Origin of the sequence: Microcoleus sp. B5-D4 (genome assembly GCF_036705145.1) — a bacterium.
Taxonomy (GTDB): domain Bacteria; phylum Cyanobacteriota; class Cyanobacteriia; order Cyanobacteriales; family Microcoleaceae; genus Microcoleus.
On sequence record NZ_JAUBTV010000016.1, the window covers coordinates 81,569 to 103,194 of the forward strand.

General features: G+C 42.4%; 13 protein-coding genes. 12 read left to right on the forward strand and 1 reads right to left on the reverse strand.

The window, feature by feature from the left end:
* The first annotated feature begins 411 nt into the window (after positions 1 to 411).
* The 8 genes from nadD to QUB10_RS10645 all read left to right on the forward strand — a co-directional run bounded on the left by nadD (position 412) and on the right by QUB10_RS10645 (position 9,383).
* Positions 412 to 1,128 (forward strand): nicotinate (nicotinamide) nucleotide adenylyltransferase, encoded by a 717-nt coding sequence (nadD, locus tag QUB10_RS10610; RefSeq protein ID WP_333201883.1) that lies wholly within the window; start codon positions 412 to 414, stop codon positions 1,126 to 1,128.
* Positions 1,129 to 1,689: 561 nt separating this feature from the next.
* Positions 1,690 to 2,709 carry a type I glyceraldehyde-3-phosphate dehydrogenase gene (locus QUB10_RS10615; RefSeq protein ID WP_006634268.1) on the forward strand — a complete coding sequence of 340 codons (1,020 nt, stop codon included), beginning with the start codon at positions 1,690 to 1,692 and terminating at the stop codon, positions 2,707 to 2,709.
* A gap of 657 nt (positions 2,710 to 3,366) precedes the next feature.
* Positions 3,367 to 4,320, forward strand: a complete 954-nt coding sequence (locus QUB10_RS10620; protein WP_333201885.1) for a GDP-mannose 4,6-dehydratase — start codon at positions 3,367 to 3,369, stop codon at positions 4,318 to 4,320.
* A gap of 22 nt (positions 4,321 to 4,342) precedes the next feature.
* Complete coding sequence (locus tag QUB10_RS10625; protein WP_333201887.1) at positions 4,343 to 4,954, forward strand: aspartyl protease family protein; 612 nt, start codon at positions 4,343 to 4,345, stop codon at positions 4,952 to 4,954.
* A gap of 80 nt (positions 4,955 to 5,034) precedes the next feature.
* On the forward strand, positions 5,035 to 5,811 hold the full coding sequence (gene rfbF, locus QUB10_RS10630; RefSeq protein WP_333201889.1) for a glucose-1-phosphate cytidylyltransferase: 777 nt from the start codon (positions 5,035 to 5,037) through the stop codon (positions 5,809 to 5,811).
* Positions 5,808 to 6,815, forward strand: a complete 1,008-nt coding sequence (locus tag QUB10_RS10635) for a GDP-mannose 4,6-dehydratase (protein WP_333201891.1) — start codon at positions 5,808 to 5,810, stop codon at positions 6,813 to 6,815. The genes rfbF and QUB10_RS10635 overlap by 4 nt, the downstream gene beginning before the upstream one ends.
* Before the next feature lie 305 nt (positions 6,816 to 7,120).
* Entirely contained in the window at positions 7,121 to 8,452 is a 1,332-nt protein-coding gene (locus QUB10_RS10640) for a class I SAM-dependent methyltransferase (RefSeq protein ID WP_333201893.1), read from the forward strand.
* A gap of 16 nt (positions 8,453 to 8,468) precedes the next feature.
* Entirely contained in the window at positions 8,469 to 9,383 is a 915-nt protein-coding gene (locus QUB10_RS10645; RefSeq protein ID WP_333201895.1) for an NAD(P)-dependent oxidoreductase, read from the forward strand.
* A 7-nt stretch (positions 9,384 to 9,390) separates the two neighbouring features.
* On the opposite strand, the gene QUB10_RS10650 is transcribed toward QUB10_RS10645, so the two are convergent.
* On the reverse strand, positions 9,391 to 16,455 hold the full coding sequence (locus QUB10_RS10650; protein ID WP_333201897.1) for a tetratricopeptide repeat protein: 7,065 nt from the start codon (positions 16,453 to 16,455) through the stop codon (positions 9,391 to 9,393).
* 144 nt (positions 16,456 to 16,599) lie between these two features.
* Here QUB10_RS10650 and QUB10_RS10655 point away from each other — a divergent pair, with 144 nt between their 5' ends.
* From QUB10_RS10655 to QUB10_RS10670, 4 genes are all read left to right on the forward strand, one after another.
* Positions 16,600 to 16,803 (forward strand): hypothetical protein, encoded by a 204-nt coding sequence (locus QUB10_RS10655; RefSeq protein WP_333201899.1) that lies wholly within the window; start codon positions 16,600 to 16,602, stop codon positions 16,801 to 16,803.
* A gap of 106 nt (positions 16,804 to 16,909) precedes the next feature.
* On the forward strand, positions 16,910 to 18,955 hold the full coding sequence (locus QUB10_RS10660) for a hypothetical protein (RefSeq protein WP_333201901.1): 2,046 nt from the start codon (positions 16,910 to 16,912) through the stop codon (positions 18,953 to 18,955).
* Between the two features lie 51 nt (positions 18,956 to 19,006).
* The gene (locus tag QUB10_RS10665; protein ID WP_333201903.1) at positions 19,007 to 20,272 is read left to right on the forward strand and encodes a glycosyltransferase family 4 protein; all 1,266 of its coding nucleotides are present in this window, start codon (positions 19,007 to 19,009) and stop codon (positions 20,270 to 20,272) included.
* 42 nt (positions 20,273 to 20,314) lie between these two features.
* Positions 20,315 to 21,571, forward strand: a complete 1,257-nt coding sequence (locus QUB10_RS10670; RefSeq protein WP_333201917.1) for a glycosyltransferase family 4 protein — start codon at positions 20,315 to 20,317, stop codon at positions 21,569 to 21,571.
* The last annotated feature ends 55 nt before the right edge of the window (positions 21,572 to 21,626 follow it).

Consider the following 21,626-nt stretch of genomic DNA (forward strand, 5'->3'; position numbering starts at 1 on the left):
GGGTCTGGGGCCTGTGCCAATAGACTAATTTTGGGTGGTTGCATACTCCTGCATTCTTTCTATTTCTATCCGCCTGCTGTGCTGGGATACGGCAGCAAAAGCCCCACAACCTTTCTACCAAGATTGAGGGTGAAACCCATAAGGATTTACAAACACTACCACGAACCACAAAATTTCGCTCATTTTGTAGTCATTTATCTACTCCTACGGTTATTTTTTCTTGAAAGTCAGAGATTGACACGATCGCAACTCAATTACAGCAACTATAGATAGTATGTATTCTCACTTAATTGTATATATACCAAGTTATGCAGTTAGTCGAATAAGTGGAAAAGTGATAGAGCTTACGGTTAAAAGTGTATAAACATAAAATTGGCGCGATGTCTCTACTAATCCTGATTTTGGGGAAATATGGGGAAAATAGCGATTTTGGGGGGGACTTTTGACCCGGTTCACTGGGGTCACCTGTTGGTAGCCGAGACGGCTGCGAGTCAATTTGCTCTCGATCGAGTCATTTGGGTACCGGATCGCTCTCCTCCTCACAAAGAGCGCCCGGATTTGGCAAGTTTTGAGCAGCGGCGGGAAATGCTTGCTCTGGCGATCGGCGATCGCCCAGACTTCGTAATTTCGCCGCGGTCGGCAAATCCCAGAGGCAGTTGTTTTGCGATCGACACCCTGCTGTATTTGCAAAAATTGTATCCCGGCGATCATCGCTGGTACTGGATTATTGGTAGTGACGCACTCCTTACTCTCCCCAAATGGCACCGGTGCGCCGAAATTGCCGGGTTGTGCGACTGGTTGGTGGCGCCACGTCCGAGTCACGGAGATCGAGTGACAGCAGAAAGCGGGGAGATGGGGGGACTGTCCGAGTGGGGAGATTGTCCCGGTGGAAAACCCCTCGATTCCGGGGGGGACAGGATGCAGGTTCAGGCGAATGCTGTGGGCCGACGAGTTGCCGAACAAATGGCTCTTTTGGACGTGGAAATTCGCTGGGAAGTGCTGTCCATGCGTGCGATCGAGATTTCGTCCAGCCACATCCGCCGCTGCTGCGCCGAAAGGCTCGACCTCCGCTACTTAGTCCCGGAAGTTGTCGGGACTTATATTGCAGCCCATCAGCTTTACCAGTAACCAGCGGCAGAAAGCCTAATGCCTTCTGCCTTGCAATTTCAGCCTTCTAAAAAAGTTCAGGTTTTTTTGATCGACACAAAAAGTTAGAAAGGATCGAGCTTTGCGATATGATCTGGTGTCATCAGAAAGGTGGGCGGAAACCCCGTCGTTTTAAGACCGCTTTATATTAAACTATAGTTTGGTCAATGACCCACCCGCGACGATGGATTCAGACAGCCTAACGAGCGAAGTCCAGTACAACTGGCGGCGCAGACAAATCGGTAGACCGGGAAAAGAGGATAGGGCAATGGTAAACATCCCTGGAATCAAAACAACAGATAAGAATTCCTTTTAGGTATTCGACGCATAAAAACCGCTGGGCTAGCGGGGTTAGTCTGTGGAGCGAACATAAGACCAGAAAACTCCTTGTGGGTGGAGGCAGTTGCGATGAAGCAGAAACTCAAATCGTGAGGTTTGGGAATCACCGTGGCTTTAGTCCGGTGAGAATGTCAAAACTCAATTCTTAAATTTTTCCAAAATTTAAGCCTAAGCTAAGGGCTGCCATCGTTAGGAGGTACTAAAGTGATTCGAGTCGCGATCAATGGTTTTGGACGTATCGGGCGCAGTTTTGCGCGCTGCTGGTTGGGCAGAGAAAACAGCCAGCTAGAGTTGGTAGCTATTAATGACACTTCCGATCCCAGAAGTAATGCTCACTTGCTCAGATACGATTCCATGATGGGAACGTTGAAGAATGTGGACATCAGTGCGGATGAAAATTCCATTACCCTAAATGGGAAGACAGTTAAATGCGTGAGCGATCGCAACCCGCTAAACTTGCCTTGGAAAGATTGGGGTATTGATCTGATTATTGAATCGACCGGTGTCTTTGTTGACCAAGCTGGTGCATCGAAGCATATCACTGCCGGCGCTAAAAAAGTGCTAATTACCGCTCCCGGCAAGGGTTCTGAAGTTGGCACTTATGTGATGGGAGTCAACCACCACAACTACAAGCACAGTGACTACACAGTCATCAGCAATGCTAGCTGTACTACTAACTGTCTAGCTCCTGTACTGAAAGTGCTGCACGAAAATTTTGGCATCGTCAAAGGCATGATGACCACTACCCACAGCTATACTGGCGACCAGCGCTTGCTGGATGCCAGCCACCGCGACTTGCGGCGGGCCCGGGCGGCAGCAATGAATATTGTGCCGACTTCTACGGGTGCAGCCCAAGCTGTGGCTTTGGTGATTCCAGAATTGAAGGGCAAGTTAAATGGTATTGCCATGCGCGTGCCGACTCCCAATGTGTCCGTAGTCGATTTTGTGGCTCAGGTAGAGAAAAAGACTTTTACCGAGCAAGTAAATCAAGTGTTCAAAGAAGCTGCCTCTGGCTCCATGAAAGGGATTTTGGAGTACAACGATTTGCCTCTTGTTTCTTGCGATTATCGCGGAAGTGATGCTTCTTCGATTCTCGATTCCAGCTTGACGCTGGTGATGGATGGCGACATGGTAAAGGTTTTGGCTTGGTACGACAATGAGTGGGGCTACAGTCAGCGGGTGGTTGACTTGGCTGAATTAGTCGCCGAACGTTGGGAAGCCTAGTACCCGAAGGCAGAAGGTATTAGTCATTCGGCAGAAGGTAAAAAATGCTGACATTTTTTACTTTTGAGTCGATTTCTAGCTGACTGGTTATTTCTGTTTTCCAGCGGTAGAGACTTTTGGGAGTCGATAGTTGGCGAGTAGAAGATGAAATATGGTAGGGAGACGGCAGTGGGCAATGGTGTTAACTTAAGCCTGAAAGCCTTGGTATCTCTTGTTCATAGCCAAGTCTAGATCCCCCTAAATCCCCCTGATTGTTGGGGAGTAGGGGTTGACTTTGATAAGACTCTTGTCCCCCCCTTCGTAGGGGCGGTGCCCCCGTGCCCGCCCTTGGCGCCGGGGGGATCTAGGGTTAATAGTCAAACAGCAGTCTGTGACAGGGTTTGACGTTAAGTTGACACCAAGGGGTAGTGCCGTCTCCCTACGATATCCGTATACTGTTACTCCCAGCTATCGAACTTTTTGCAATCATACTTCGATCGGGCGATCGGGTCTGCTTGATGATAAATTTGTTGTTTGTTTGTAGTAAGCGCTTAAAATTGCTTTGGTTAAGTTCTCGGAAAATCCCAAACATTAAAAAAATAAAAATTCCGACTATAAAAGTTAAAAACCTGAAAAAATATCAACAGCTACGGTACAGTGTTGAAAACAAAATGTGATATGAAAAAAGCGTTAATTAGCGGTATATCAGGTCAGGACGGAGCTTATCTAGCGAAACTGCTGCTCGATCGAGGTTATGAAGTTTGTGGCACCTCCAGGGACGCCCAAATGTCTAGTTTCGGAAACCTGGCCCGTTTGGGCATCCGAGACAGAGTAAAACTAGAATCCATGTCTCTCAACGATTTTCGCAGCGTCTTGCAAGTGCTTGCCAAAATAGAGCCAGATGAGGTGTACAATCTAGCCGGTCAAAGTTCCGTCGGTCTGTCTTTTGAACAACCCGTAGAAACCCTCGAAAGCATTGCCACAGGCACATTGAATCTGTTAGAAGCAATTCGGTTTACAGGCGGAAAAATCAAACTTTACAACGCCAGTTCCAGCGAATGTTTTGGGGATACCGGAGGCAGTGCAGCCGATGAAAATACGCCTTTTCGCCCCAGAAGTCCCTACGCGGTAGCGAAAGCAACGGCATTTTGGGAAGTAGCAAATTATCGAGAAGCGTACAATTTGTTTGCGTGTTCTGGTATTTTGTTCAATCACGAGTCGTCGCTGCGACCGGAGAGGTTCGTCACCCAAAAAATTGTATCTGTTGTGTGCAGAATTGCGGCAGGTAGTTCCGAAAAACTGCATTTAGGAAATATTTCAGTGCAACGGGACTGGGGTTGGGCGCCGGAATATGTGGAGGCGATGTATTTGATGTTGCAGCAGGAAGAACCGGATGATTATGTAATTGCCACGGGTGTAAGTTATCCTTTGGAGGAGTTTGTGCAGACAGCTTTTGTTTCTGCGGGTTTGGATTGGCGGGAACATTTAGTAACCGATGCTAGTCTTTACAGACCGACGGAGATTGCAGTTGGGAGGGGACATCCGGGTAAGGCGAAACAAAAGTTGGGATGGGAGGCTAAGTATAAGATGCCCGATGTGGTGCGGATGATGGTGGAAGCGAGGATGATGTGAGGGAAAAGTATGGGGTGAAGATATGGCAGCAGAATATGCGACAGCTAAGGAGTGGTATAAGGCTAATCGCCGGGAGTTGAAGAAATATCGGGGTCAGTGGATCGCTTATACTAACCGAGGGGTGATTAGTTGCGATCGGGATTATCGAAAGATGAAGGACGGGATTCCCCCTGATACACCTAATTTAAGTTATGTGATCGGTCGCATATATGAAAGCGAGTTTATTGAGCCTGTTAGGTTTTATCCTGTCAGAATGAGGGCATTAAAATCTCACGATTGGCAGCCCAGATATGAACTGCATCTAAAAGTTCAGAACTCGGCAAGAGTCGAAATGCTGGTGGATTCTGGAGCTGAACTCAGCTTAATCACTAAGCAGCTTGGCGAAGATTTGGGTTGTAGTAGAACTGCGGGAGAGAGTATCAGTAAAGCAGAGGGAGTTGGTGGCAGTATTGAATATCTGTTGCGAGATATTGAAATGGAGTTGGATGGTCATATTTTTACTGCGCCTGTGGCTTGGGCACAAACTGATTTTTGTCAAGAGGTTCTTTTAGGGAGAGAGGTAGTATTTGACTTGTTTGATATAGAATTTAAGCAAGCTGAGGAGACGATTATTTTTAAGTGGCGTAGCGGGTAGCCATTCTTCTTCCATACACTACAATTTCACGAGCCCACTTTGAATAAAGATGAGTTGATGACGTTTAAAGCTGTGAAACAATGCAAGTAGTTATATTAGCCGGCGGTTTGGGGACACGTCTCCGAGAAGAAACAGAATTTCGTCCCAAGCCCTTAGTTGATGTGGGCGGGCATCCGATTCTCTGGCACATTATGAAGACCTATGCCCATTACGGTTTCCGGGACTTTATTGTGTGTTTGGGCTATCGCGGCAACATGATTAAGGAGTATTTCCTGAATTATGAAGCTATGAATAATGATTTTACTATTTGCTTGGGTCGCCAGAATTGCATTACTTATCACGAGGAGCATCGCGAGCAAGATTTTAAGGTGACACTGGCGGAAACTGGCTCGAACACTATGACTGGGGGGCGGGTGAAACGTGTGGAGAAATACATTGCCGAGGATACCTTTATGGTGACATACGGTGATGGAGTTGCGGATATCGATATTGGAGCTTTGGTGGATTTTCATAAGGCTCATGGTAAGCTGGCAACTGTTAGTACAGTTCGTCCAATATCCCGATATGGTATTTTAGATGTGAACAACCAAGGCCAAGTTCTGGAATTCACCGAAAAACCTCAAATAGATGGCTGGGCTAGTGCGGGATGGTTGGTACTTCACCGCAGCATATTTGACCATTTAGACGGGGATGATTGTCTTTTAGAGCAAGAGCCGTTACAGCGCTTAGCGGGAGAAGGTCAATTGATGGCTTACCGCCACGAAGGTTTCTTCTTTGCGATGGATACTTACCGCGAGTATAAATATTTGAATGAACTTTGGGATAATGGACAAGCTCCTTGGAGGGTGTGGGAATGAGTGAATTTTGGCGCGATCGATCGGTATTGGTGACAGGTTGCACAGGCCTTTTGGGTAGCTGGTTAGTAGCTGAATTAGTGCAACGGGGGGCAAGGGTAACTGGATTAGTCCGAGACTGGGTGCCAAAATCCAGACTTTATACAGAAGACTGGCATCAGCAAATTAACATAGTGCGCGGGTGCGTACAAGATTTACAAACCCTAAAACGAGCGATCAATGAGTATGAAGTAGACACCTTATTTCACTTGGCAGCTCAATCTATTGTGGGTGTTGGTAACCGAGATCCGCTAGAGACTTTCGAGACAAATATTAAAGGTACTTGGAACCTGCTAGAAGCCTGCCGCCAAATTGGGGGTGTCAGTCGAGTTGTTGTGGCCTCTAGCGACAAAGCTTATGGAGATCAGTTGGTGCTGCCCTACGACGAGACAACACCCCTGCAAGGAGAGCACCCCTATGATGTTTCTAAAAGTTGTGCAGATTTGATTTGTCGGACTTATTATGTCAGCTACAGGGTGCCAGTATGCGTAACCCGGTGTGGCAATTTTTACGGTGGTGGAGACTTAAATTTTAATCGTATAGTACCCGATACAATTCGGTCAACTTTGCGGGACAAGCAAGTGGTACTCCGCAGCGATGGCAGTTATATCCGAGACTATTTCTATGTGAAAGATGGGGTTTTAGCTTATTTGCATCTAGCTGAGCAGATGGACAGACGAGAAATATGGGGAGAAGCGTTTAATTTCAGTAATGAGCTGCAAATCCCGGTGCTGGAAATGGTGCGTAAGATTTTGGAATTGATGGATAAGAGTCATTTGGAGCCAATTATTTTGAATCAGGCTAAAAATGAAATCAAGCATCAATATCTTTCAGCAGAGAAGGCACGCAGGCTGTTGCATTGGAAACCCCAGTATTCTCTTGAAGAAGGACTGCGCGAGGCCATTCAATGGTACGATAAATTTCTAAACGTTGACAGCCCAACATTGGCATTGATTAAGCAGGGATAGAACTGCTGTGCCTTGCTGAGCTAGTTTTGTTTCACAAGAGATATCTTCACAACTAGATGAACTGCAAGTATACTGGCCAGCAATATATCTGGTAAAGCTAGAGGTTTTTGGTGCTATGGGCGTTAGTAACTTTCGACAGTCGCTCGCAACTATCAATTCTCTAGTTTTTCATTCCTAACAGAGATGTTAGAGTAGAGGCAGTTACGAGAGACTGATGATGCTAAGCTATTGATTGGCAGACAAGAGTATTAACTTAATCAACCAACTCACTCAACCGCTTGAATATTTTCACTTTGGAGAACCATATGACGCACTCAGTCCCCGGCACAGTTAAAGAAATTACTAAATGTCGAATTTGTGGCAACGAAAATCTCACCCCTGTTTTAAATCTTGGCGAGCAATGCCTCAGCAGTGTTTTTCCAGCCATAGATTCCCCTAATCCATCGATTTCGCCTCTCGATCTAGTTCTGTGTGACGGCGATGGCGATGATTCAAGTGATATTTGTCGGATGCTACAATTCAAGCATACCGCTAATGTATCGGAAATGTACGGGACGACTTATGGCTACCGTTCGTCAACCAGTCGCACGATGCGTAGTCACCTAGAGTCAAAGATTAAACACCTGCTCGAACTTGTAGAGCCGAAGGATGGCGACATCGTATTAGATATCGGTTGCAATGATGGCACTGTGCTGAATTTGTATCGGAACCTGGGGCTGGTTCGAGTTGGGATGGACCCATCCAGTGAAAAGTTCGCTGATAATTTCGATCCTGATATTCAGGTTATTTATGATTTCTTTTCGGCGGATCGCTTGCGTAGCATCATTGGAGAGCGTAAGTGTCGCATAATAACTTCAATTGCGATGTTTTATGACCTTGAAGACCCTGTAGGTTTCATGCGTCAAATTCATTCCATACTTGCTCAAGACGGGGTGTGGGGTTTTGAGTTGTCGTATATGCCGATGATGTTGACTAACCTCACCTACGATCAAGTTTGTCACGAACACATAACCTATATGGGTTTGCGCCAAATCTTTTGGATGGCTGAACGTGCTGGTATCAAAATACTGGATGTGAGCTTGAATGATATCAATGGTGGTAGTTTTTACCTCATTGCAGCCCGGGATGATAGTCCGAGGGAGCCTAACCATCACAATATTAAGAAGCTCCTTGATTATGAGGAGCCACTTAGCACAATAGCTCCTTTTGATCGTTTCCGCAATCGCGTTCTTCAGCATCGTGATGAAGTGCGTAATTTTTTCAATCTCACCCGCGCTGCTGGCAAAAAAGTCTATGGCTATGGAGCATCGACAAAGGGAAATATTGTACTGAATTTTTGTGATATTACCCCCAAAGACCTGGTTGCTATCTGTGACTTGCAACCTCAAAAACACGGTTTGGTTACGCCCGGTACGCGCATTCCGATCATTAGCCAGGAAGAGCTACGGCGCAATCAACCTGACTATGTATTTGTCTTGATCTGGCATTTCCGTCGCGAAGTGATTGAGGATGAGATTGAGTATCTGGAGAAAGGGGGAAAGTTGGTGTTTGACTTACCACGCTTGCATATTGTCGATCGCGACAACTACAAGCGCTATTTAAGCGCTCCTTTTGAAGAATTAGCTTTTCCTTTGTAAATTAGACTGATAAACCATGAAAAAAGTGCTAGTAACAGGTGCGACTGGTTTTATTGGTAGACACACGATCGCACCTTTAACTGCTGCGGGTTTTGAGGTTCATGCTGTCACCTCTAAAATTCCACTAAATTCAAGAGATGTAAACGGGAAATGCTGTTGGCATAGCATGAATTTATTAGATCCCATGCAAGTTAAAAATCTGGTGTCTACCGTCAAGCCAACTCACCTGCTGCACTTTGCTTGGTACAACATTCCGGGAAAATGTTTAGTAGCAGAAGAAAATTTCCTTTGGGTACAAGCTAGTTTAGAATTACTAAGACATTTTCGAGAACAAGGCGGGGAACGAGTTGTCATGGCTGGTAGCGCCTTGGAATATGATTGGAACTACGGTTACTGTTCGGAAGTTTTAACTCCAAGAAACCCCCATACAGCTTACGGTGTTTGCAAAAATACTTTGCAAGAAATGTTAAAAGCTTATGCAGAAATCACTAAACTTAGTAGCGCTTGGGGGCGTGTTTTTAATGTTTATGGTCCTTACGATCACCCTAAGCGTTTAGTATCATCAGTTATACTTTCTTTGTCGAAAAACGAACCTGCTTTGTGTTCTGATGGTAATCAACTACGGGATTATCTTTATGTTGAAGATGTGGCTAATGCTTTTGTAAAACTTTTAGAAGGTAATGTTACTGGTGAGATTAATATAGCTTCGGGAAAGCCTGTAGCTGTTAAAGAAATTATTTATAAAATTGCATCAAAACTAGGAAAAACTAACTTAGTTAAGTTAGGATCTATATTGGCATCTTCTGGAGAACCAAACTTATTTGTAGCTAATATTTCCCGTTTATCAGGTGAATTGGGTTTCTTACCTAAATATGATTTAGATATTGGTATCAATCAAACTATCAACTGGTGGAATCACAAAATTGTATAAACTAAGTTTATGTTACTTCTATAGTTTTTAGTAAATCTTTCAGTGCATTGATATCAAGAATTGCTTCTTCAATATCATCACATCCGTAAATCAGTTGACGCAAGTGAGCAGATCCTAAACCTATCGATGTTTTGAGGTAGTAGTATTGAAGACCAAGATAGTAACTTACCCAATAATAATGCTGTTGTGCTGGTGGGCCCATACAAGGTGTAAATATTTCTATAACTTTTGTTCCAGGCTGACAAAAGGCTAAGTTGGTCAATCCAGCACCACATATACCTACTACCACCTTTGTACCAGAAAATAATGATATTTTTTCTTCTACTGACAGCAGTTCCCCGTCTATCGTGATAAAACCTAGTCGTGCTAAAAATTCTATCACTTCGTTTTCATTAATAATTTTTCTGCCCCTTGCTAATCGCCGACTAATATAGATTCTTTCTGGTTGTTCCAATGATAATTTAGCTACTGGTGACATCAGGTTTTCTCTTAAAAATTTAAGGGAGGTATGGCGTAAGTGGCATACATTAGGAGTAACGATCAATCTATCTGCTTTAATATGGGGAAATTGACTAGCGTCTAATATTTTTTCGGGAGGAATTCCCATAATATCTAGTGTCTCCTTATGGAAACCAGAGTATTTAGGAATTAAGACTTTATCTATATTCTTCAAAGGCATTTCGACCTTGAATATTAACCCTAATTTGGGGAGTAAGTCCACCAACCAGTGATAATACATCATGCAATTAAAACCTGATATTACAGCCACCGTACCTTCAACATTATAAATGGGGGGAGAATCAAGTCTTGCGATATCGTAGTGAGGTAAAAGAGAAGCATCTAGCAATAATTTATTATCAGGCGAAATGTAGTATGAATGCCCGATGGGATCGGTCTGACAATAGCGCCCGTTTGATACTAACGCCACAAAGCTTTTAGGGAATGAATAACTAGATATAAATCCATATTCATTAGGAAAATATTGAGTTTCGCTAGGTTCTATTTCTCTATATTCAGTTGACTTAGTAGCCACTGCCCACTCCTCCGTTGTATTATAAAATCCTTCGGGAGTAGCTTCCGGCTGTTTTTTTTGATCAAAAGTATTAGCTTTCTCTGATTGACCTTGTTTTTCCCAAATATCGGCTAATTTTACTACAGCCTCTTGATATGTTCTGCTATCTCTTTGGTTAATTATTTCTTGCAAGTAAGTTGATGCTTCATCAAGCCTATTATTATGAATAAGGCAATCGGCTAAACTTAGATAAACTTGGTAATCTTTTAGAGAAATTTGCAGTGCTTTCTCGTAATATTTTATCGCTAAATCAAATTGATTGTGGCGGTATACTGCTAACCCCAGATGATAGTAGGTTTTAGCATCTTTAGGGTTAATTTGAAGTGCTTTTTGGTAGTAAATAACAGCAGAGTCTAGTTGATTAGTCTGTGCTAAAGCATACCCCAAGTTGAAATATATTTCATCAGTTATAGTAGCAGTATCGTCTACACCTTCTAGGAATTTCTGGTAAGCATATATCGCTTCATGCCACTTACATCTAACAATTAATACTTGGGCAAGACAGGCATAAAAATCGTCTGAAGTTGGTTCCTTAAGTAAAGCTGTAAAAAACTTGGTTTTCCAAGCGGTTTGTGTATCTAGTTTATTTTCTTTTGCTAAGGTTTCAGCCTGCTTTGCGTAAGCAATTGCAACATCGGGTTCAAGCACAATAGCACGGTGATACGCTGGAATAGCTCTCTCCCACAAAGCATTTTGAGCAAAAATATCTCCTACTTGCCACCAAGAAACTTGCTGTAAGATATCTGGGATTGAGTTTTGCTGTGCTATATCCCAGACTAAGTTAGCATATCTTCTGCTATTTGGTTGCACTTTTGAGATGTTTTGGCAAGCAGATATCGCCGCTCGTTTGTATGGTGAGTTAAGCAACGCCACTTTGCTATATGCGGCAAATGCTTCTTCTAACTTCCCTTGGTATTCAAACTTTATACCTAAATTAAAATAATAATAATAATAATTTGCCAGATTTGTATCATCAGGTTTATATAGCAATTCAAGTCCTATACCGTTAATAGCAAAAACTTTACCTTGGGCAAAGAAACGAATTTCTAAGTCTACAGCATCAATCAAGTCTAGAAAAAACTCTACTCTATTACAGAGAATATCAATATCCTGTTCGTAAACCACGCTTGACTTGTCGATCACTACATCAAGTCTCAAACCGACATTAGGCTGGTCTTTGCTTAATTCGGGAAACTCAACATCTATCTTGATGCCATACAATCCATCGGGTAAGCTGATATACGGACCATAAGAAACTAAACCGTGATGGTCTTTACAGCTAATTAGTTGCTGACCATTCTCAGTAGAAACTAAGTTTCCGCCTACTACAGTTAATTGTTCAGGTTTTATCGTAAATATTTCCAGGGAATTTTCCTGTTTGAATAAGGAAAATATTGGTTTCTGTTTTTGGTTCATTACTTTGATAACTGCAGCATTAATTTTTTGCCAATCTACATCATAATTAGCAAAACCTATTTTCACATTATCATCGCGATAATCATTAGGAATTAGTAGGGGTGCTGCCGCATTTTCTCTGATATGTGAAGACCACTCTCCTTTCTCTAATAATATAGAGTCAATGATCCCATGAACCACACCTGGTTTGTTGGCAATCCAGAGAGGAAATGTTAAGCCAGATCCATAGGCGGATATGTAAAAATCTATTACTCTCGACCAGACAGCCCTTTCACAGTTCATCGCTCCTATTAAATTATAAATGGGTACATTAGTCGATATTTTTTTTACTATATCTGCCACTATTGATTGTTCTCTTTTCATCTCCAACTCAGAACGAGGATCGGGTTTTTCAGTTTGACCCCAACCATCAAAAACAACTGCCAAATCGGGAAAGATGGTAGATAAACTGTTGATAATATTTGCTAGGCCTTCTATCTGAGACAACCATACTCTAGAGTGTCCGCGCAGTCCAATCCAGACGAAGGGGAAATGTTTTCTAGCTACTTCTATTTCTTGCAAAACACTTGGAGAACATTTAGCAATAGCACCTTTATAGAGTCTGTTGCTTAAATCTTCTTTGATCACTAAATCTGTTGACCATACAGCTAAGTAGTTATTAGCTAAAATTGTTTCAAACAAACTATCGGGATTGGTCAGATGCAGTATCTTATCTATAGGAATTTCTGGATAAGTATCGCCTAAATTAAAATACTCAAAGCTTCCGATTAAGAACTTATCTATTTTATCTAAGGTTTCATTGTCATATAAATATTGAATCCCCGATAGCTCATTCCAGACGAAATGGGCTAGATTGTTCATATAACCTAAAACGGCAGCTACCTCTTTTCTTATATCGGTTGATAAGTAGGAGTTAACTAACTGCCAATGACTAACAAAGTTAGCCTTGAGCGCGTTAATTATTTGATCTTCTTTTGCATAACAATCATGTCCTGAAACAAAAGTAATAATTAACTCGCGATTGGGAAAGTAAATAAAACTTTTATCTCCCAATACAGGAGTAGCACATACTAAATAAAATACTTCGACACCCACAAATCGATAAATATATATGGGATGAACTCCAGTCCAAGTACCTGGATGAGGGTAGTGATAAACAAATGATTGATTTGTTCTCAACACCTCTCCCGTGGAAGGACAAACTGAATAAATGTACCCTGTTTCGACTATGCTTTGCTGAAAATATCTGCCTTTTTTAATGTCATATATACTATCGTTACCTCGTAAGTCCTTACCTCCCTTCCGAGAGAGTTGAACAGGTTCATTAGAAGTAAAACTGTTGATGTATATTTCTTCTAGCTCAATATCATCTTTTGCAATTAATTCCAGATTAGCTATGGAAAAACCGGCTTTTTCCATAAAGTTTCGCTCTTCATCACTTAAAGCAGAGATATTAAGAGCTTTATATTGGCTGGTCTGACTAAAGTATTTATATGTATCTTCCCGGTCAATTTCAGTTGGGTAATCAGGATTATCCTCATCAAGCAAACGCATTTTGTTCAATCCCAACCATATATTTTCGTAAATAAGACTTTCATTGAAGGTTTTTTTAGAAGATTTACTGAAAACTGTTATAGCCTCATTCATCATCCCTTCTTTAGCTAGGACTATGGCTAAATTATGGTGAGCTTTAGTGGCTAAGTTCCAATCATTCTCGAACAATTGGTCGTAGCAGGAAATTACCTGTTCCAATAAACCCTGTTTTATTAAGCTGCTGATTAACTCCGTGTAAGCTTCTGGTTGTTTCGAAGATGCTATCGCCTTTGCTAAATAATTGTGGGGGTTCAGTTCCGCCGCCCTGCGGTAGGCAGCCAATGCCTGTTGCTGTTGGCCTTTTATTTGCAGGCTCTTCCCTAAATTGAAATAGTATTCAGTGGCGGTCGCATCGTTACGAGGCTGATATATTAAAGTCATCTCTATGGAATTCACAGCAAATGCTGCACCAACCGACCAAAAACGAATTTCTAAATCTATAGCATTTACAAAATCGATGAAAAGTTCATGATCTTTTTGACCGCAGTAAATACTTGATTCATAAATAACCAAACTTCGCTCTATAGCCACATCAAACTTGAACCAGAGAGCTTGACTGTTTTCAACTGAATTTAAACTTGATTGGGAATACTCACGATCCAATTCAATTTTAACTCGATACACTCCGTCCGGCACACTAATGTACGGACCATAGGAAACCTGTCCCTGATTCCCCGCATTACTGACTAGCTGCTTACCTTGAGACCCATCTATTAGTTGACCGGAAATCAGAGTTAACTGATCGGGAGTAATGCACCAAGAACAGATTCCTTTTAAGCTACTTAAAAAAAAATCATGGGGAGACTCCTCTCCCAGATCAGATAACCGTCGCCAGTCATTAATTACCGATACCGCGTCTCCGTGATTGACAATTTTTTCCCACATTTGATTGTAGTTATCTATAACTTGCTGTAGCTTGGTCTGTTTTTGTTCAAGCACAGCATAAGCCTGCGTCAGGTTAGTAGGTTTCGCCTTAAGAAAATGCCTGTATCTGTGGATATTTTTCTTCAAGTATTCTGGTACATCCTTTCCTTCTATGTCGGCTAGGTCAAAGTAATACTCTCCTGAAGCTTCAAACTCTAAAGTCGGTCTACAAATATCATACTTCAGTTTTTCTACTCCCCTTGCATCCGAATCGTCTACTTCGGCATGAGCAAAACTTTGTATTTTGTAGCTATTTGATAGGGGAGTTCCAAACCAGGTAAATGACCAACCACCTTTAGCTATGTAGGGGTGTCCAAAATTGCGAGACTCATTAATGTACCCAGCTTTGCTGTCGCTGGCAAAATTCCCGGCATCTGAACGTCTGACTTGGGTAGCAGTTCTTTGCTTTAAATTTTTATATTTACAAGCGAGTGTTCCACACCACCACTCGCTTTGTAAATTATCTAAGTTGTGGGCATATAAATCATGGGTGAAAATTACAAAATCGTTATTTGAGAGCAATTGTATTGCCTCATTAATTTTGTCTTTTCTCGGTATCTCATCAGCATCACTCACTAAAATAATATCTTCGTCTTGACATTCAAGTTCTATCAAAGCCAAACCAATGCAGTCCCTTTGATAATTTTCAAGAGGCCATCGATTATTGTTTTGGACTTCTGGCATATCATCCACAATGTAGTGGATAATTTGATCTTGATACTCAGCAAACTCATGGATAAACTCTTTAAAGTATAAAGGCTTTAGTTGTCCACTATGAGTTTTCGTCGCTTCAACCAAAATAAATTTATCTACTACATCCTTTAATTCCTCTATTCTAATTTTTAAGATATCTATTTCATTAAAAAAAGGAAAACAGTCATATATACGTGGTTTCCTTACCACAGGTTGCGGATAAATTTCAATGTTTTCTTTGTTGCTTGAGGCTGTAACACTTGCTTTTTTGATTTTGAAAGCCTGCTGGAAGGAATATATTGCCCTGACCATATTATTATTTTTACAATTATTTCCTACTTTCAAATAATAGTCAATCGCCTTGGCATCTTCCCCTGGGTGATAAACCAAGGTAAATTCTATGAAATTCACAGCAAATAATTGACCCATCGCCCAAAAGCGAACTTCTAAATCTTTAACATTTACCAGGTCTATAAAAAACTCTTGTTTCTGCTGGTGGGTATAAATATTTTCCTGATACACCACCAAGCTTTGATCCATCGCTACATCAAGTTTGAATCCAATAATTTCAGAATTTTCTCGTTTTTGTTCTGAAGTTAGAGCGGGGAATTCACAGTCAATTATAACTCGATATAAGCCATCGGGTAAAGTAATATAAGGACCATAAGACACTTGCCCCTGGTTTCCTTCTCTACTGACTAACTGCCAGCTACCGCCGGTTTGAAGAAGCTGTCCTGAAATTAATTTTAACTGTTGGGGATTAATTCGGAAAGCTTGACTCTCTTCTAAGTTATCGCTGTTATGAGGTTGAATCTCTAGGAGATTGCGACAAGCTTCCAAGTCATTTGGATTTAGCTGTAGGGCGCCGCGATAAGAAGAGATCGCCCCTTCCAAATCCAACTGAGTTCGCTGTTGCAGCAATTCCCCCAGCTTATACTGAATCCAATCGGTCTCTGGGTTAAGCTCGCTGGCACGGCGATAAGCCGCGATCGCCTCATCTAGCTGACCCAGTTTTGCTAAACTATGCCCTAACCCACAGTAAGTCCCGAAATGTTCGGCATTGAGTTCAATGGCTCTGCAGAAAGCAACAACCGCTTCCTGCCACTGTTCCTGTCGCTCTAAAGCATCCCCCAAGTGATGATAAGACCAAGAAAAATCCGGGTTGAGTTCTATCGCGTGCCGATAAGCTGCGATCGCTTCCTCGAATTGACCGAGTTTTGCGAGAGCTTCCCCTAAATTGTGGTGAGACCAGGAGAGGTCAGGATTTAACTCAATGGCACGGCGGAAAGCTGCGATCGCCTCCTCCAGACTCCCTAACTCTACAAGTCGAGCGCCCTCGTCCAAATAATCAACGGCATTTTTTTTGGCTTCCATCTTGAGTTACTGTCAATGGTGCTAAGCTGATGAACTACTTCAGGTTACACTAAGTCGTGTACCTTTGACAAGATGTAACCTTAATGACCTAACCTTAGTGTAAACTGTGGTTGAATCTCGGACTCTTGAGAGGCGATGTACTTGATGTTGCAGCACGAACAGCCTGATGGCTGGGTAAGTGCAACAGGTGAAAGTCATCATGGGTTGTCAGAAATTCTGGCGACAGTGCTTGATGCCAGATTAAACCGGCAGGAACATATAGCGATCAACGCCAGTCTTAATAGACTAACGGAAATTGCTGTAATATTAAGCTGCGCTTGGGGAGCATTTATGGGAAAATTGGGTTGACTGGTAGATTAGTCGCATGGCATCGGTATCAGTATCAATGGCCTCTATTCACAAAACTCTCAAAGAAGACTAAATTTAATATATACGAAAGACAGGAGAAGCGCCAATGCACGAATGGAAAAGAACGTTTTTTTTCACTCAAAAAGAGTTTTATTACAATCGTATAAGATTTAACAATCCTACCGAAAGAGCTGTAGAAATACCTATTGCCTTTAACTTTTTGGCAGATCTCAAAAAACCAGCAAGCATACTTGAAGTGGGAAATGTACTCTCTCATTATGAAAATCATTTGAGTGAAACGCTTGGTATAACATCAAGACGAATTGTCGATAAATTTGAAGTAGAAGTAGGGGTAGATAATGAAGACTTAATGAACCTGCCGTCTGCCCAAAAGTACGACGCGATAGTCTCACTTTCGACAGTCGAACACATTGGACAAAAAGGAGATCCTTCTGGTGGATATGGAGAGCAGGAAGAAAACCGCGATCTTGAAGGTCCCTTAAAAGCAATTGCTAAAATATACGACATACTTGCTCCTGATGGCAAAGCTTTGATTACCGTTCCTTTTGGAAAACTTATAGATGGGGAATGGTATATTCAGTTTAGTAAAGAGTATTTGTATCTTTTAGGTAAAAAATATGGAATTCCTAAAGAGGCTGTCTCAGTTAATTGCTTAAAGCTAATAGACCGAGAAACAAATGGCAGTAGTTTTAACGTGCTTTGGGAAGAGTTAGATGCTCTTGAACTGAGTTATGTGGAATACGGGTCGCCTTTTTCTCAAGCAAATGCGATCGCAGTTATCGAGCTTTCCAAGCTTTCAAGTGACTTTCACTTGAAATTAAATGTCGAGCCGAGTCCTCTTTTATACAATATGCCCTATGAGACGCGGACAGAATTTGAGCAAAACAAGGCTCTGCTACAGCAAACTCAAAGTGAATTGGCAGAATTTCAGTTGCACTTGCAACTGAGTCAGAGGGAATTGGAACAATCCCAAGCACTCCAGCACCAGACTCAGAGTGAATTAGAACAATCCCAGTTACAACTCCATCAGACTCAGAGTCAATTGGAACAATCCCAGTTACAACTCCATCAGACTCAGAGTCAATTGGAACAATCCCAAGCAATCCAGCACCAGACTCAGAGCGAATTGGAACAATCCCAAGCAATCCAGCACCAGACTCAGAGCGAATTGGAACAATCCCAAGCACTCCAGCACCAGACTCAGAGTCAATTGGAACAATCCCAGTTACAACTCCATCAGACTCAGTGTCAATTGGAACAATCCGAGTTACAACTCCATCAGACTCAGAGTGAATTAGAACAATCCCAAGCAATCCAGCACCAGACTCAGAGTGAATTGGAACAATCCCAGCTACAACTCCATCAGACTCAGAGTGAATTGGAACAATCCCAAGCACTCCAGCACCAGACTCAGAGTGAATTGGAACAATCCCAGCTACAACTCCATCAGACTCAGAGTGAATTGGAACAATCCGAGTTACAACTCCATCAGACTCAGATTGAATTGGAACAATCCCAAGCAATCCAGCATCAAACTCAGAATGAATTGGAACAATCCCAGTTACAACTCCAATTCACTCTGAGTGAATTGGAACAATCCCAAGCACTCCAGCATCAAACTCAGAGTGAATTGGAACAATCCCAGTTACAACTCCATCGGACTCAGAGTGAATTGGAACAATCCCAGTTACAACTCCATCGGACTCAGAGTCAATTGGAACAATCCCAGTTACAACGCCAGTTACAACTCCATCAGACTCAGAGTGAATTGAAACAATGCCAGTTACAACTCCATCAGACTCAGAGTGAATTGGAAAGATTAAAGTTTTCGCAAGCTAGGGTTAGAGAAACTGAGGTCAAAAGTCAGATGCAGTACAAAGACTTATTGTGGGAGGGGTGGTACGCTTATTGCAAAGGTGATATGAAGGGGATGGCTAACTTTCTTAAAGAATCCTTGAAGTGCACGCCTTTTTCAACAACAGAAACAGTTTTGAACTGGTTAGAAACTTTTACTAGGTTTTCGTCGGAAAAAGGAGATATCCTCGATACCAATACCTTAGTTAACTCAGCAGAATGGAAAGAATTGATGCGTCGCAGCATTAATGGCAAAACTGCGCTGACCATCCATTAGTAAGAGATTGCAAGCAAGCTATGATTACAAACTCAGCAAAAACCAAGACGAATGTTAAATCATCAACTAAATAATTCTTTGGGCGTAAATTTAGCCGGTCATATAACTGGCGATTTTGGGTTGGCCGAAGCAGCTAGAGGCACTCTCAGAGCTATGGAAGCAGCTAGCATTCCTGTTGCTGTCACAGATTTAAAGGTAGGCGGGCAACCCAACTCAGATTCTACCTACACAGATTTTTCCGAAGACAACCCATACCCAATCAACATTATCCAAACCAACCCCAATTGGGTAGAGCAGATTTTAGCAGGATACTTTCCCGGGATTGGTTCGGAATATTTCAAAGGGAAATACAATATAGGCGTCTGGTTGTGGGAACTACCAGCATTTCCCGATGAGTGGCAGTGGGCATTTGATTTATTTGATGAAATTTGGACTACCAGCAACTTCTGTGCCGAAGCTTTTGCAGCAGTCTCGCGAGTTCCCGTTATCAAAATTCCCGTTAGTCTTGCTTTCCCCCAACCTTCACTGACGCGAACCGAGCTCAAATTGCCCGAAGACAAGTTTATTTTTCTGTTTGTGTTTGACTTCGGCAGCTCCTTTGAACGCAAAAATCCATTTGCCACTATTGAGGCGTTTAAACAAGCTTTTGGTCAAGCTAATGAGGATGTCTTGCTTGTCCTCAAGTTTGCTAATTCACATTATTTTCCCGAAAAAAGAGAGCAACTAAAAGAATTGACAGAAGGTTGGCCATCGATTAAGTTTATAGACGGGCATTTGAAAAAAGAAGAGATTCACGGCCTGGTTAATAGTTGTGACTGTTATGTGTCTCTGCATAGGGCTGAGGGCTTCGGTTTAACAATGTCGGAAGCAATGTACTACGGCAAGCCCGTTATTGCCACAGCCTATTCGTCTAATATGGAATTTATGAATGTTGGCAATAGTTATCCTGTAAAATACGAGCTGGTGACAACAACGGAAGATTGTGGGGCTTACCCCAAAGGTAGTGTCTGGGCCCAACCGAATAGTGACCATGCTGCATCCCTCATGAAATATGTCTTTCAAAACTATGAGGAAGCGCAGCAAGTCGGAAGTCAAGCCGCCAAAGAAATTAAATCTTTACTAAGTCCACGAACTGTCGGCAAAAAGATTAGAAGTCGCTTGGAATTTATTCTGAATACGAGCGATGCTTCGCATTTGTCAAGCCAGTACCTCAGTCTTCAGGCAGAAAGAGACTGGCTGGCATCCCAGACTCAAGCTTGGAAGCAAACAGCACTACAAATGCAAACAGAACTAAAACATTTGCAGTTTCAACGGTAATGTACTCTAGCATACTTACAAGTAAGGAGAATACGATAGGTGATGTTAAATAGCACTCCCAATTCCGATCTAGGTATCAATTTTATCGGACACATCAGTGGTGAATACGGACTTGGTGAAGGTGGTAGAGCAACTCTGAGAGCGATCGAAGCCGCTGACATTCCCTTCGCACTTAGGGATTTGAAAGTAGATTGGCACCGGAATTTAGATGCTACCTACACAAATTTTTCGGAAGAGAAACCATATCGAATTAACCTCGTCCATACTGTTCCTGAAGCTGGATTGTTGAATAGAATTAGTTCCGAATATTTTCAGAATTGTTACAATATTGGATTCTGGGCTTGGGAACTGCCAATACTTCCCCCTGCCTGGCTGTACGGCTTTTCTTTCTTTGACGAGATATGGACTTACAGCAATTACTGTGCTGAAGCGATCGCAGCCGTATCGCCGATTCCAGTGATTAAAGTTATGTCCAGTCTCGACCTTCCACAGCCGTCACTAAGCAGAGAAGCATTAAAATTACCAAAAAATAAATTTATTTTTCTGTTCATGTTCGACTTTCACAGCACGATTGCTCGCAAAAATCCCTTGGCTGCGGTTGAGGCTTTTAAACGAGCTTTTAGCCAATCTAATGAAGATGTTTTACTCGTTCTCAAGTTTTCTAATGCCAGCTATTTTCCCGAAAAGCGAGAGCAACTTAAAGCCCTGGCTGAGGGTTGGCCTATTCACTTTATAGACGGGCATTTGCAGAAAGAAGAACTGCACGCCTTAATTGCTAATTGTGACTGCTACGTATCGCTGCATCGGGCCGAAGGTTTCGGTCTGACAATGGCGGAAGCGATGTATTACGGTAAGCCAGTAATTGCTACTGCCTACTCATCTAATATGGAATTTATGAATGTGGGCAATAGTTTTCTGGTAAAATATGACCTCGTGACGCTGACTGAAGATTATGGCCCTTATTTCCGAGGAAATTTCTGGGCAGATCCAGACACCGATCATGCAGCATCTTTAATGCAGTATGTTTTTTACAACCGTCAAGAAGCTCAGAAAGTAGGAGCGAGGGCATCGCAGGAGATGAAGTCGTTGCTGAGTCCCCAAGCGATCGGTAGCAAGATTAAAAGTCGCGTCGAATACATAGCAAACAAGCTTAATTATTCGACCAGATCAACCAAAATCAGACAACTTCAGAGAGAGGTAAGCTGGTCTCAATCCCAAGCTCAAGCGTGGAAGCAGACAGCGCTGCAAGTTCAAACGGAACTAAAGCAATGCCAAAATCCTTCTGTTCCTTGCAGGTAAGCTGCGAATGCGTGATCGAGTCAGTGGCAGCAAACTCAAATTGCACAATTATCAC

What these genes read in the sequence shown, in the direction of transcription:
- nadD (WP_333201883.1), top strand. Translation starts at nt 412, where the DNA reads ATGGGGAAAATAGCGATTTTGGGGGGGACTTTTGACCCGGTTCACTGG.
- QUB10_RS10620 (WP_333201885.1), top strand. Translation starts at nt 3,367, where the DNA reads ATGAAAAAAGCGTTAATTAGCGGTATATCAGGTCAGGACGGAGCTTAT.
- QUB10_RS10625 (WP_333201887.1), top strand. Translation starts at nt 4,343, where the DNA reads ATGGCAGCAGAATATGCGACAGCTAAGGAGTGGTATAAGGCTAATCGC.
- rfbF (WP_333201889.1), top strand. Translation starts at nt 5,035, where the DNA reads ATGCAAGTAGTTATATTAGCCGGCGGTTTGGGGACACGTCTCCGAGAA.
- QUB10_RS10635 (WP_333201891.1), top strand. Translation starts at nt 5,808, where the DNA reads ATGAGTGAATTTTGGCGCGATCGATCGGTATTGGTGACAGGTTGCACA.
- QUB10_RS10640 (WP_333201893.1), top strand. Translation starts at nt 7,121, where the DNA reads ATGACGCACTCAGTCCCCGGCACAGTTAAAGAAATTACTAAATGTCGA.
- QUB10_RS10645 (WP_333201895.1), top strand. Translation starts at nt 8,469, where the DNA reads ATGAAAAAAGTGCTAGTAACAGGTGCGACTGGTTTTATTGGTAGACAC.
- QUB10_RS10650 (WP_333201897.1), bottom strand. Translation starts at nt 16,455, where the DNA reads ATGGAAGCCAAAAAAAATGCCGTTGATTATTTGGACGAGGGCGCTCGA.
- QUB10_RS10655 (WP_333201899.1), top strand. Translation starts at nt 16,600, where the DNA reads ATGTTGCAGCACGAACAGCCTGATGGCTGGGTAAGTGCAACAGGTGAA.
- QUB10_RS10660 (WP_333201901.1), top strand. Translation starts at nt 16,910, where the DNA reads ATGCACGAATGGAAAAGAACGTTTTTTTTCACTCAAAAAGAGTTTTAT.
- QUB10_RS10665 (WP_333201903.1), top strand. Translation starts at nt 19,007, where the DNA reads ATGTTAAATCATCAACTAAATAATTCTTTGGGCGTAAATTTAGCCGGT.
- QUB10_RS10670 (WP_333201917.1), top strand. Translation starts at nt 20,315, where the DNA reads ATGTTAAATAGCACTCCCAATTCCGATCTAGGTATCAATTTTATCGGA.